This is a genomic window from Nocardia sp. NPDC059195, from assembly GCF_042754695.1.
In the GTDB taxonomy this organism is placed as follows: Bacteria; Actinomycetota; Actinomycetes; order Mycobacteriales; family Mycobacteriaceae; genus Nocardia.
This window is the reverse complement of the sequence record NZ_JBHZBG010000052.1, coordinates 1-12,853: the sequence shown is the minus strand read 5'-3', so window position 1 is coordinate 12,853 and position 12,853 is coordinate 1. Positions and strand designations below refer to the sequence as shown.

The 12,853-nt window shown below is 68.1% G+C and carries 11 protein-coding genes; 5 read left to right on the top strand and 6 right to left on the bottom strand.

Features of this window, described 5'->3' with window-relative positions:
* Positions 1–111: 111 nt before the first annotated feature.
* The 3 genes from ACFXKN_RS33050 to ACFXKN_RS33040 are packed head-to-tail and all read right to left on the bottom strand — an operon-like array spanning position 112 to position 2,486.
* Complete coding sequence (locus ACFXKN_RS33050; protein WP_378946104.1) at positions 112–1,833, bottom strand: urease subunit alpha; 1,722 nt, start codon at positions 1,831–1,833, stop codon at positions 112–114.
* Positions 1,830–2,174, bottom strand: a complete 345-nt coding sequence (locus tag ACFXKN_RS33045) for an urease subunit beta (protein ID WP_378946099.1) — start codon at positions 2,172–2,174, stop codon at positions 1,830–1,832. Before ACFXKN_RS33045 ends, ACFXKN_RS33050 begins: the two co-directional genes overlap by 4 nt.
* Positions 2,175–2,183: 9 nt before the next feature.
* On the bottom strand, positions 2,184–2,486 hold the full coding sequence (locus ACFXKN_RS33040) for an urease subunit gamma (protein ID WP_056810177.1): 303 nt from the start codon (positions 2,484–2,486) through the stop codon (positions 2,184–2,186).
* Between the two features lie 237 nt (positions 2,487–2,723).
* Here ACFXKN_RS33040 and ACFXKN_RS33035 point away from each other — a divergent pair, with 237 nt between their 5' ends.
* On the top strand, positions 2,724–3,296 hold the full coding sequence (locus ACFXKN_RS33035) for an exonuclease domain-containing protein (protein WP_378946096.1): 573 nt from the start codon (positions 2,724–2,726) through the stop codon (positions 3,294–3,296).
* A gap of 24 nt (positions 3,297–3,320) precedes the next feature.
* Here the strand turns inward: ACFXKN_RS33035 and ACFXKN_RS33030 are convergent, their stop codons facing one another.
* Positions 3,321–3,704, bottom strand: coding sequence for a PaaI family thioesterase (locus ACFXKN_RS33030; RefSeq protein ID WP_378946271.1), 384 nt, complete (start codon positions 3,702–3,704; stop codon positions 3,321–3,323).
* A gap of 408 nt (positions 3,705–4,112) precedes the next feature.
* On the opposite strand from ACFXKN_RS33030, the gene ACFXKN_RS33025 reads away from it, so the two are divergent.
* Positions 4,113–4,625 carry a L,D-transpeptidase gene (locus tag ACFXKN_RS33025; RefSeq protein WP_378946092.1) on the top strand — a complete coding sequence of 171 codons (513 nt, stop codon included), beginning with the start codon at positions 4,113–4,115 and terminating at the stop codon, positions 4,623–4,625.
* Here the strand turns inward: ACFXKN_RS33025 and ACFXKN_RS33020 are convergent.
* Positions 4,580–5,575, bottom strand: coding sequence for a MerR family transcriptional regulator (locus ACFXKN_RS33020; protein WP_379434740.1), 996 nt, complete (start codon positions 5,573–5,575; stop codon positions 4,580–4,582). The genes ACFXKN_RS33025 and ACFXKN_RS33020 overlap by 46 nt on opposite strands.
* A gap of 70 nt (positions 5,576–5,645) precedes the next feature.
* Here ACFXKN_RS33020 and ACFXKN_RS33015 point away from each other — a divergent pair, with 70 nt between their 5' ends.
* On the top strand, positions 5,646–6,266 hold the full coding sequence (locus ACFXKN_RS33015) for a maleylpyruvate isomerase family mycothiol-dependent enzyme (RefSeq protein WP_379434738.1): 621 nt from the start codon (positions 5,646–5,648) through the stop codon (positions 6,264–6,266).
* A gap of 130 nt (positions 6,267–6,396) precedes the next feature.
* Here the strand turns inward: ACFXKN_RS33015 and ACFXKN_RS33010 are convergent, their stop codons facing one another.
* Positions 6,397–7,974 (bottom strand): MFS transporter, encoded by a 1,578-nt coding sequence (locus tag ACFXKN_RS33010; RefSeq protein ID WP_378946079.1) that lies wholly within the window; start codon positions 7,972–7,974, stop codon positions 6,397–6,399.
* A 269-nt stretch (positions 7,975–8,243) separates the two neighbouring features.
* Here ACFXKN_RS33010 and ACFXKN_RS33005 point away from each other — a divergent pair, with 269 nt between their 5' ends.
* Positions 8,244–11,477, top strand: a complete 3,234-nt coding sequence (locus tag ACFXKN_RS33005; RefSeq protein ID WP_378946075.1) for a BTAD domain-containing putative transcriptional regulator — start codon at positions 8,244–8,246, stop codon at positions 11,475–11,477.
* 135 nt (positions 11,478–11,612) lie between these two features.
* Entirely contained in the window at positions 11,613–12,125 is a 513-nt protein-coding gene (locus tag ACFXKN_RS33000) for a pyridoxamine 5'-phosphate oxidase family protein (RefSeq protein WP_378946071.1), read from the top strand.
* Positions 12,126–12,853 lie beyond the last annotated feature (728 nt).

Sequence of the window (12,853 nt, the reverse complement as noted above, 5' to 3'; positions counted from 1 at the left end):
ACAACCAGCACGCCCGACCCAAGCGAGACTTCGCCGTCAACTCCAAGATCCGGCTACCGGATTACCTACCGAAGGTTGCTTGACGAGGCACTAGCTCACCCCGGCGGTGGGTCAGAAAAGGAAGTAGCGCTGGGCCATCGGGAGTTCGGTGGCGGGTTCCTCGGCCCAGACCTCCCCGTCGATGCGGACGGTGAAGGTGTCGGGGTCCACTTCGATGCGTGGCATGGCGTCGTTGTGGGGCATGTCGGCCTTGGTGACACGGCGAGCGTTCTTGACCGGCACCAGCTTTCGGCGCACGTTCAATCGGTTCGCGAGGCCGTCGTCGATGGCCTGTTCGGAGACGAAGTGCAGGGAGGTGGCCGCGGCGGCGGGGGCCGCGGCGCCGAACATGGGGCGCGGGAGTACGGGCTGGGGAGTGGGGATGGAGGCGTTGGCGTCGCCCATCGCGGCCCAGGCGATCATGCCGCCCTTGAGGACAGCGTGCGGCCGGACGCCGAAGAACGCGGGCTCCCACAGCACCAGGTCGGCGAGTTTGCCGACTTCGATCGAACCGATCTCGTCATCGAGCCCGTGCGAAACCGCCGGGCAGATGGTGTATTTGGCGATGTAGCGCTGCACGCGGGCATTGTCGGCCGCGCCGTCGCCGGGCAGGGCGCCGCGGCGGCGTTTCATCACGTGCGCGGTCTGCCAGGTACGCATCACCACTTCGCCGATGCGGCCCATCGCCTGGGAGTCCGAGCCGATCATGGAGATGGCGCCCAGGTCGTGCAGGAGGTCTTCGGCGGCGATGGTGGACGGGCGGATCCGCGATTCGGCGAAGGCCAGATCCTCGGGGATCGACGGGCTCAGGTGATGGCAGACCATCAGCATGTCGAGGTGCTCGTCAAGGGTATTGATGGTGTGCGGCCTGGTGGGGTTGGTGGAGCTCGGCAGCACATTGAGATGGGAAGCGACAGTGATGATGTCGGGCGCGTGGCCGCCGCCCGCGCCCTCGGTGTGGTAGGCGTGGATGCCGCGGCCCGCGATGGCGGCGAGGGTGTCCTCGACGAAACCGGCCTCGTTCAGCGTGTCCGAGTGCAGCGCCACCTGCACGCCCGCCGCGTCGGCGACGGTGAGGCAGGCATCGATCGCGGCGGGGGTGGAGCCCCAGTCCTCGTGCAGTTTGAAACCCGATGCGCCGCCGCGCAATTGCTCCCACATCGATTCGTGGCTGACCGTGTTACCCTTGCCGAGCAGCACGATGTTCATCGGCCAGTGATCGAGCGATTCCAGCATCCGCGCCAGATGCCAGGAGCCCGGTGTCACGGTGGTGGCCTTGGAACCTTCGGCGGGGCCGGTGCCGCCACCGATGAGGGTGGTGATGCCGCCGCCGAGCGCTTCGTCCATCAGCTGCGGGCAGATGAAGTGGACGTGGCAGTCGATGGCGCCCGCGGTGAGAATGCGGCCGTTACCCGCGATGATCTCGGTCGACGGCCCGACGACCAGGTCCGGGTGCACGCCCGACATCGTGTCGGGATTGCCTGCCTTGCCGATGCCGCAGATGCGGCCGTCGCGGATGCCGACGTCGGCCTTGATGATGCCCCAGTGGTCGACGATGACCACGCCGGTGATGACGGTGTCGGGGGCACCGTCGGCGCGAGTGGCGCGCGACTGACCCATCGACTCGCGCAGCACCTTGCCGCCGCCGAACACCGCTTCCTCACCGGCGAGTCCCGGTCCGCCACTGCGGTCTTCGGTGATCTCGATGAGCAGGTCGGTGTCGGCCAGGCGAATACGGTCGCCGGTGGTCGGCCCGAACAGTTCGGCGTAGCGGGCGCGGCTCAGTTCCGTCATCGACTCTCTCCCGGATATCGCGGTGAATCATCTGCATCCAGCTGCCCCGGCGGGTTCACGCTGATGCCGTATACCTCGCGGGTGCCACCGAGTGGAACCAGCGAAATCCGCTGCGGCAGACCGGGTTCGAAACGAACCGCGGTGCCTGCCGGAATATCGAGCCGGTGCCCGTAGGCGGCCTCGCGGTCGAACTCCAGCGCGGCGTTGGACTGCGGGAAATGCACGTGGCTGCCCACTTGGACCGGGCGGTCACCGGTATTGACCACCTCGAGTTCGACGCGTACCGCGCCCTCGTTCAAGGCGATCGTGCCCTCGGCACACAGATATTCACCGGGAATCATGCGCGTCGCCTATCCGATCGGGTGGTGCACGGTGACGAGCTTGGTCCCATCGGGGAACGTCGCCTCGACCTGCACGTCGTGAATCATCTCAGGCACCCCGTCCATCACATCCGCACGGGTGAGCACCGACCGCCCCGAGGACATCAATTCCGCGACGGTTCGCCCGTCGCGTGCACCCTCGAGCACATGATCGGTGATCAACGCGATCGACTCGGGATGGTTCAGCTTCAACCCACGCGCCTGCCTCCGGCGCGCCAGCTCGGCCGCATAACTCAGCAGCAACCGTTCCTGCTCGTGCGGCGACAGGCGCATACGTTCTCTCCTCGGCGGGTGGTGGTCGGTGAGCGACATTCTGGCACGTCCCGCGTCCGCGCGGCGACCGCCGCCGAGCGCGACCGGGGACGACCCCGAGGTGGTTAACGAGATGTTAACGATGGGCCCACGCTCGGCTCCGAAGCAGCCACGTCACCGGTCGAGCAGCGGTTGCGCCGACTCCACGCCCGCGAATATCGCTGGAGCGCGCCACTACCCGCCCGTACCGTCACACCCATGAACGAATGGACCGGCCTGCTCAATGTGGTCGACGTGGAGGCCACCTGCTGGGCAGGCGATCCGCCCGCCGGGCAGACCACCGAGATCATCGAGATCGGGATCACCGTGGTCGATCTCGCCACCCGAACCAGAGTGAGCAAGCACGGGATCATCGTGCGCCCGACCCGGTCCACGGTGAGCGATTTCTGCACCGAGCTCACCACGCTCACCCAGGAGCAGGTCGATGAGGGCGTCGACTTCGGTGCGGCGTGCCGTCTGCTGGCGAGCGAGTTCGCGGCGAGCGAGCGGCCGTGGGCGAGTTGGGGCGACTACGACCGCAAGCAGTTCCGCGCCCAATGCGCGGCGACCGGCGTCGAATACCCGTTCGGCCCCGAACACACCAACGCCAAACAGGTCTTCGCCGAGACCCACGACCTGCGCCGACGACCGGGCATGGACCGCGCGCTCCAGATCGCCGAGATCGCCCTCGAAGGCACCCACCACCGCGGCGACGACGACGCGTGGAATATCGGCGCGTTGATCGTCGATGTGCTCGACCGCGGTGGGTGGCGGATCACCACCTTCGGCTGACGCGCAGCTCTACCGAGGGGACTGCTAGGCGGCCAGGTTCTGCAGGCGGACCTGGCCGCGGGCGACGGTGCGGCCGTCCGTGTCGGTGATGACGACGACCCAGAGTTGCTGGCTGCGGCCGCGATGGATCGGGGTGGCCTCGCCGGTGAGGACACCCTCGCGGACGGCGCGCAGGAAGTCGGTGTTGTTGTTGACGCCGACCACCGAGCCACGCTCGCCGAACCAGACGCCGCCGCCGACGCTGGCGAGGGTTTCGATGACGGTGCAGTAGACGCCGCCGTTCTGGATACCCGCGGGCTGGTACAGCGCGGGGCGCACTTCCCATTCGCCGCGCACCCGGTCCGGGGAGACCTCGGTGTAGCGCAAGCCGATGAGGTCGGTGAAGGTGCCTTCGCTGGCCTTCGTCATCAACTCGGGGGTGACGTCGGCCAGGGACAGGGACAATTCGCTCATATGATCCGGTTTACACCATCAGAAACCGTGCGAGGCAGCCGGGAAGACGTAGCGGCGAGCTCCGTCTCGAAAACGGAGCCCGCCGCGGCAGGATGGCGGAGTCGACCGCAGCCCTCGGGACTACCGGCTCATCCGTACGCCGAGATCAGAGTAGGTCAGGCTTACCTAAGTAGTCAAGTGCTCACACTTTTGTCTGCTCAGGTGCGTGACGCGCCGGTGGCCCGGCCTCGGGCTTGCTCAACACGATCGCAATACTCCATGATCGCTGTACCTCTATGTTTCCGAGGCTTGTGTCGATGGTGAAAGCTCATGTTCTGGGCGTACGACGACCAGGGGTGGGCGCGGCGAGAGAGGCAAGATTTCGTGAGTAGTAGTCGTATTCCCCGGTGGGCCGTGCAGGCGGCGATGTGCGCGGCGATGGTCGGAGCCGCGGTCGCAGCACCAGTGCAGGCCGAACCACTGTGGCCGGGCGGGCCCGATGTGCCCGGCGTGCCCGCCATCATTCCCGCCCCGCCGCCGGAGCCCGTGGTGGCCCCGTGCAGCGAGAAAGCGCGTGCGTGCCTGCAGCTGTCGACCAATAACGCGTGGTTGATGGACAACGGCAACGTCACCTTCGGGCCCAGCCCGATGTCACACGGCCGTCCCGGCTACGAAACGCCCCCCGGAGTGTTCAACGTGGCGTTCAAGAAGCCGTTCCACTGGAGCACTTTGCACAACGCACCCATGGAATACGCGATCTTCTTCAACGGCGACATCGCCTATCACATCGGACCCACCGAGGAGCAGTCCCACGGCTGCATCCGATTGACCCCGGAGGGCGCGAAGGCGCACTACGAGTGGCTGGAGCCGGGCGACATCGTCGAAGTTGTTCCCTGAGTTCTGATTCGAGAAAGGGGAGGCCGGTCATCGGCCTCCCCTTGTCGCGTCACCGAGTCGCTCAGGGCGTCGAAGAGCCAGAGTTGGGCGGCACCGGAGGTGACGGCCTCGCCGGTGAATCTTGTTGTCAGTTGCCAGTATCGGCGGACTCGGTGGTCCGCGCCCGGAGCGTCGGTGAGGAGTTGGCGACGAAAGGTCGGGGTGTCGTGGCGGCCACGGGCGGTGGCGTGGACATCGACGTAGTGGTCGAGTTCCGCGCCGGGGTGGGGTGGATGGCCCGCGGCTACGCGGGGTGCTGCCGCGACGCAGGCGTCGGCGACGTCGAACAGTAGGCGGCGTTCGTCGCGGACGCCGGGGGTGCTGCGGTGGCGGATCGTGTCGTACATGGCGGTCGCGATGTCCGGGTTCGATACGGCGGCAATGAGTTCCGCGTAGGCGATGAGGTGTTCAGGGTTGGCGTCGGCGCTCAGTTCGGGGACGTTCATGCCGAGGAAGCCGTCGACGGCCGCGGCCGGTAGCGGGGCGAGCTGGCGGCGCCAGAACGTGACAAGCACATCATGGGCGGCTCGCGGATCGATCACGGCGGCAAGCAGATTCAGGTGCTCGTCCTGGGTATCGGGGGCTGCCGATTCGACAGCGCGCAGGAGCGCCCGACGTCGGTTCAGTGCGTCGAGTTCGTCGTCGACGGCGACCCGTTCGGCCGCGATCACCTCCGCGATCGACCGGGTGCCGTCCAGCACGTCTTCGATCGCCGCGAGTCCGACGCCGAAGGAACGCAACCGGCGCAACAGCAGGAGCCGATCGACAGCGCCGGGTTCGAACACTCGGTGACCGGTCGGCGAGCGAGCGGCGGCTAGGAGGCCCGCGTCGCAGTAGAACCGGACCGTTCGCACCGCGACACCGGTTCGGGCGGCGAGCTCGCCGATCGTCAAATATGTGATGTGGGTCACTTTTACTGGCACCTCCACCTCGGTGGAACTCCTACGGTACCGAGGACGCCCCTCTGAAGGAGACTCGACGATGACCGGACACGACACGATGAACGACACGATCTGGCAGGCGGTGGCCGAGGAACGAGCCACCCTGGTCGAACTGCTGCGCGACCTGCCCGAATCGGCGTGGGATACCGCCTCGCTGTGTACGGGGTGGCGTGTTCGCGACGTCGTGGCCCACCTCGTGTTGGCCACCCGCGTCACGATCGTCTCCTTGCTGGTGAACCTGATCCGTGCTCGCGGCAACACCGACCGTCTCATCCACGACACCGCCGTCCGGCACGCCGACCGAACACCGACCACCGAATTGCTCGCCCAACTGCGCGCCACGACCGACTCCAGGGCGATCCCGATCGGCACCACACCGATCGACCGGCTGATGGATCTGCTTGTCCACGGCCAGGACATCGCCATCCCGCTCGGTGTCGACCGGGTCATGCCGCCCGCAGCAGCGCGACTTTCGCTGGACCGCGTGTGGACGATGGGCGCACCCTTCCACGCGCGAAACCGTCTGGCCGGATACTCGTTGACCACCACCGACACCTCCTGGACCGCGGGAAACGGCACGCCGATCACCGGCACGGCGGCAGAACTGCTGATGGTGGTCACCGGCCGCACCTCCCCCGATGATCTCGGCAACCGGCAGTAGTCATCGATGGCGTCGGCGCGCAACTCCAACGCTGCTGCGGCGCAAGGGCATCGGGGCCCGGTAGGACAGCGATCCACAGCACCTGTGAACTGGTGCTGCGGATCGCTGAGGTCGGCGGATCCCGCGACGGTCAGACAGCGACGGTGGTTCGCTCGGTGTCACCCCCGGCCGCCGAGACCTCCGTTGTCGCTCCAGTTTCCGGAACGGAGGTCGCACCGGCCGGGATCCGGCGCAGCAGCGCCACCGCCAGCACCGCACCCACTGCGGAGAGCACAGCGGCAGCCCATGCCGCGGCGTTGAGGCCGTTGGTGAACGCCTCGCGGCCGGCGGCCACGACGGACTCGGCGACCTCGGTGGGCAGGGACTCGGCCGAACTCAGCGCGCCGGGCAGGGTTTCCGCGGCGGCGCCCGCTTCGCCCGACATTCCGGCCCGGTAGACCGCCGCTCCCATACTGCCGAGCAGGGCGACACCCAGTGCCACACCCAGATCGCTGGCGGTGCTGTCCACCGCCGACGCCGCGCCCGCCTTCTCGGCGGGCGCCGCACCGATGACCAGGCCGGGGATCAACGCCATGGCGGGGGCGATGCCCGGGTACAGGATGTAGAAGCCGACGATGAGCAGCGGCAATCCCGCCACGCTCTCGACCTGGGTGAGCGCCAGATAGCCGACGGTCGACAGCGCCAAGCCCGCGGCGATCACAAACGCCGGACGGACACGGCGGGCGATCGCCGGGGTCACGGTCGAGACGATGACCAGCGCGATCGCGGCAGGCAGGATCCACAACCCGGCCTGCAGCGGCGACTGGGCGGCGACCAGCTGCAGGTACTGGGTGAACAGCAGGTACACCCCGCCCAGGGCGATGGCGGCGAGCATGTACACCGCGAGCGATCCGCTGAAGGTCCGGTTCGCGAACAGCCGCACATCGAGCAGCGGGTCGGTCAGTCGCAACTGCCTGCGGACGAAGACCACCGCGAACACCACACCGGCGAGCACAGTGACCACGGATTCGGCGGTGAACCCGGTCTCGGCCAGTTTCTTCACGCCGTAGACGAACGGCAGCAGCGCGGCCAGCGACAGCGCGACGCTGATCGGGTCGAGCCGACCCGCCTGGGGCGCACGGTATTCCGGAATCAGCACCGGCACGCCGAGCACGACGAGCGCCATCACGGGCACGCCGATCAACATGGACGCACCCCACCACAGCGAGTCGAGCAGGAGGCCGCCGAGCAGTGGGCCCAGCGCCACACCGGCCGACACCGAAGCCGCCCACAGACCGATGGCGGTGGCGCGCTGCCGGTCGTCGCGGAACATCGTCGTGATCAGCGACAACGTGGCGGGCATGACGGCGGCCGCGCCGAGACCCATCAGCGCACGCGCCGCGATCAGCAGGTCGGGGCCGGGCGCGAACGCGGCCAGGATCGAGGCGATGCCGAACAGCGCGGCACCGGCCAGCAGCAGCCTGCGGCGGCCGAGCCGGTCACCGAGGGTGCCCATGGTGACAAGGAACCCCGCCATCACGAACCCGTAGATGTCGTTGATCCACAACAGCTGGCCGCTACTCGGCGACAGGTCGGCCGCGATATAGGGGGTGGCCAGGAACAGCACGGTCATGCTGAGGAACAGCAGCACCGTCGGCAGGAGCAGTACCGCAAGTCCCAGCCATTGGCGGGTACCTGCCCGCTCGGGGATATCGGTGAACTCGGACATCAGGAGTTTCCCTTCGAGGACGATTCGAACTGGGACCGACAATGCCGGGCCGCACTTCAGGAACCCTTCGGGTCGACTCCAGACGACCTCGAGCTGCCGTCGCCGGCACTGTGTTCGAGGCGCAGCGCAATCCACCCGCGCCGAGGCGCGTGTTGGCGACCGCCACATCACCTTCGTGGTCGGTGCCGCAGATGCCCAGTGAGATCCCGTCGACGAGCAAGGCACCGCACGTCGCCGCACTCATACCCGGGCCGTTTAGGGTGGGTGACATGCGTTTCGGAGTGCTCGGTCCGTTGGCGGTCTGGACCGACGATGGACAAGCCGTCCGGGTTCCAGAACTCAAGGTGCGGGTCCTGCTCGGCGCACTGCTGGTCGAACCGGGCCGGATCGTGCCCGCCGACCGCCTCGTCGAGGATCTGTGGGGCACGGCGTTGCCTGCCAACCCGGCGGGTTCGTTGCAGACTCGGGCCTCGCAATTGCGCCGGGTCCTCGGCGACGCCGAAGCGGGCGGGCGGGAGTTGCTGGTGTCGCGCTCCCCCGGCTATCTCCTCGAGGTCGCCGAGGCCGCGGTGGACTCCCAGGTGTTCCAGCAGTTGCTCCACCAGGCGCGCGCGAGCGAGGATACTGCCGCTCGGGCAACGCTTCTCGCGCAAGCGCTCGCGTTGTGGCGCGGCGAGGTCTTGGCCGACCTCGCCGATCACGACTTCGCGCGGATTCCGGTGCTGCGCCTCGAGGAACAGCGACTCACGGCCGTCGAGGAACTCGCGCAGGCCCGGATCACCCTCGGTGAACACGATCAGGTCGCCGACGAACTCGGTGAGCTCACCGCACTACATCCGCTGCGCGAACGGCTGCGCGCCGCCCACATGCTGGCGCTGTACCGGTCGGGGCGACACGGCGAGGCCCTGGATTCCTATCGGCGCCTGCGCGAACACCTCGCCGAGGAACTCGGACTCGACCCGAGCCCCGAACTCGCCGCCCTGCATCGTGCTGTGCTGGAACAGGATCCGGCCCTCGGCGCCCGGGTTCGGCCCGCGCCCACCGCACCCGTGACACCGCGCCCCGCACTGCCGGTGCCCGCGACCTCGCTCATCGGCCGCGACGACGACCTTGCCGCGATCGCCGCGTTGATCCGTGCCGAACGGCTGGTGACCCTCACCGGACCGGGCGGAGTCGGCAAGACCCGCCTCGCTTCGGCCACCGCCGCCGAGCATTCCGCGCGTGAGGGCGTGTTGTTCGTCGAGCTCGCCGGGCTGTGCCTCGGTGCCGACCCGGACAGCGCGTTGACGACACTCACCGAGGTTGTGGCGGCCGCCTTCGATGTGCGTGACGATTCCGCGGGTTCGAGCCCGTTCCCGGTGCCCGACAACGGAACTCAGCTCGCTCATCTCGCCGACGCGGTGCGCGGCAAGCAATTGCTGCTCGTGCTGGACAACGGTGAGCACGTCGCCGAGGCCGCCGCCACGCTCGTCTCGCGGCTACTGGCCACCGCCCCCGATCTACGAGTACTGGTCACCAGCCAGGTCCCGCTGAACATCGCGGGCGAATTCATCTGGCACGTGACACCGCTGGCCGTGCCGGCCACCCGAACCTCGGGCGACTCCGAGACGGCGGAAACGTCGCCTGCCGCACAGCTTTTCGTCGAGCGTGCGCGCTCGAGCGCACCCGGCTTCACCGTCACCGCTGACAATGCCGCCGCGATCGCGACCATCGTCACCCGTCTCGACGGCCTGCCGCTGGCCCTGGAACTGGCGGCGACCCGGGTCCGCGCACTCGGCGTACACACCCTCGCCGACCGGATCGAGGACCGTTTCACGCTACTGTCGTCCGGGTATCGGGACGCACCGGATCGGCAGCGCACCCTGCGCGCGGTGATCGATTGGAGCTGGGAACTCCTCGACGAGCCCGAACGTGCTGTGCTGCGGCGGCTTTCGGCCTATGCCGACGGCAGCACAATGGAATCGGCCGAGGCGGTCTGCGCGGGTGGCGCTATCGCGGGTACCGAGGTCGCGGAGTTGCTGGCCCGCCTGGTCGATCGTTCCCTGATCATCACGCCCGCCGCCGATGTTCGCCCGCGCTATCGGCTGCTGAAATCGATCGCCGCCTACGGCGTTGACCGGCTGCGCGACAGCGGCGAGGAATCCGGCACGCGGCTGCGGCATCTCGCCTACTACCTCGCCTTCGCCGAAGGCGCCGACCAGCACCTCCGCACCGGCGACCAGCGCCGCTGGCTGTCTCGGCTGGACGCCGAATCCGCCGATCTGCGCCGGGCACTCGAAACCGCCCGTGCCGCGGGCAGATCCGCGGATGCGTTGCGGTTGGTCAACGCGCTCGCCTGGTACTGGGTGATGCGGGGACGCCTCGCCGAGGGCATCCGGTCCCTCGGCACCGCTCTCGCGGTGCCCGGCGGGGCCGATTCCCCTGCGCGCCGGGTGGCGCTGCTGTGGCGCGACGCGCTCGAAGTCGGTGTCGGCCGCACCGTCGACACACTGCCCGCCGTCACCGCGCGACCCGCACCGGCGGAGCTGCGCGCTCGCTGGTATCTCGCGCACGTGTACTCCGGATTCGCGGCCCAGCAGGGGATGGACGACGCGACCGACCTGCGCAATGCCTTCGCCGACAACGCAGATGACTGGGGTATCGCGGCGGCCTCGGTATCGCTGGCGCGGGACGCGTTCGCCCGCGGCGACCTTATGGGGCTGTGCGAGCACGCCGAACGGAGCCGGGATCTGTTCGCGCGGGTAGGTGATCGCTGGGGCCAGGCCATCGCGGGTTTCCTGCTCGGCAGCTATGCCGAGGTGACCGGCGACCTCGATGCTGCCCGCGACTATCACCGCAGCGCGCTGGCCACCGCCGAAGAACTCGGGCTGTGGACCGAAGTGGGCGAGCGGCTCACCTCGCTCGGCCGGATCGCCCTGCTGCGCGGTGAGCTCGACCGCAGCGCCGAGCTCCACGAGCGAGCCCGTCGGGTGGCGGTCGATCAGGGACACCTCGTCGGCGAAGAATCCGCGGTACTCGGGCTCGGCCTGGTCGCCCGGCGCCGCGGCGATCTGGCCGCGGCCCGCGAGTACCTCAGCACCTGGCTGGACTGGCATCTGCGGTCCGGATCGCATTTCGGCGCCGCCCTGATCCTCGCCGAACTGGGTTTCACCGCCGAACTCGCCGGTGACGCCGACGAAGCCGAACACCGGCACCTGCGCGGACTCGACTCCGCCCTGCGCACCGGCGATCCCCGCGCCCACGCACTCGCTCTGGAAGGTCTCGCCGGCGCGCGTTCGCTCGCAGGGTATTCCGCGCACGCGGCTCGGCTACTCGGCGCCGCCGACACCCTCCGCCGGTCGACCGGCGCTCCGCTGCCCGCGGCCGAACGCGGGGATGTCGACCGGATCGAGGCGCGCATCGGCGCCGACATCGGCGCCGACCGGCTCACCACCGAACTCGACGCGGGCCGGGCCGCCGACCCCCACACGTTGCACACGGCGCACGCCCGAAGTCGATCCTGAGTCCGTCCGAAGTCCACCGGTGCACGGTGAACCCATGACTCACACCGTGACCGACAGCCCCGATCCCTCGGCCTCCGGACGACCGGCCGCGCAGCCGATTCCGGCTGTCGTGCTCGAACACGTCGAGGTGCAGCAGTGAGTAACCGCACGCGCGCCCACGTCCATACTTTCGCCGATATCAAACCCGACTTCGACGCCATCGTCGGCGCCATCAACTACGCGACCATGACCACCGTCGACGCCGAGGGCCGACCGCGCTCGCGGGTCCTGATTCCGGTCTGGGAAACCGATACCGACCACCCGGTTGGCTGGCTCGGGACGTACCGCACTCCGGTAAAGGCCGCCCACATCGCGGGAAATCCGCACGTCACGTTTTCCTATTGGAGCCCGGCGCAGAACACCGTGGCCGTCGACACGGTCGCTGAATGGACCGATGATCCCGGCGAGCGCGCACACGTGTGGGACCTGTACCGGCACGGCAGCCCGCCCGGCGCGGGCTACGACCCCGGGCAGTTCTGGCAGGGACCCGACGACCCGGCCTTCCAGGTGCTTCGCCTCGACCCGTGGCGGATCCAGGTGCTGCGGCGCCGGGATCTGGTCAGCGGAATTCCGGCGCGCATCTGGCGCGGCCGACTCCAGGGGGATTGACAGATTCGGCGGCGAACGTGGCCGTTCGCCGTCGATCTGACGGGACTGGACATCCGTACAGGTCACGGCGCGATCCTTAGTGACAGGTACCAACACCGTCCGGCACTTCCACCGGGAAGGATCTCAGTCCGAATTGCGCGAATCGCACGATTTTCCTGCCGCAGAAAATGCGCGGAGCTACGTTGTCCACATCACAACAGAGATCTGATTGTGATCCACATCCCGGTCGACGGTACCCCCATTTTCCGGCGGGATGCTTACCAATCATGCAAGGAGATTCGCCATGGGTTCACTGACCGAGATAATGATGGCCGCAATTGCGGGACTGGGTTCGATGGTCGAGGGTGACGGCCTTCTCGCGGTCTTCCTCGGCTCGGTCGAGGCCTTCTTCCCGTAAACGCTACACCCGAAGAACATCGCCGAACTCCAATCGAGTTCGCTGATCATTCCCTCACCCAAGGAGAAGACACATGGGATCCCTCTACGAATTGATGGCGACCGGCGCGGGCAGCCTGAGCGAAGCCGTTCTGCCTTTCATTCAGGCGCTGATCTCGGTCAGCGGCGGCACGCCGACGCCGGGTAAGTAATACGCGGTAATGCAGTCGGGGGCGGGGGGCGGGGAAGGGCGGCCCCCCCCCCAGGGGGGACCGGTCGCACCCCCCCGGGGCACACCCCCAGATCTAATGGTATAAAAACAATAACAAAAGAGAGACGCCAGAAAATAAAAA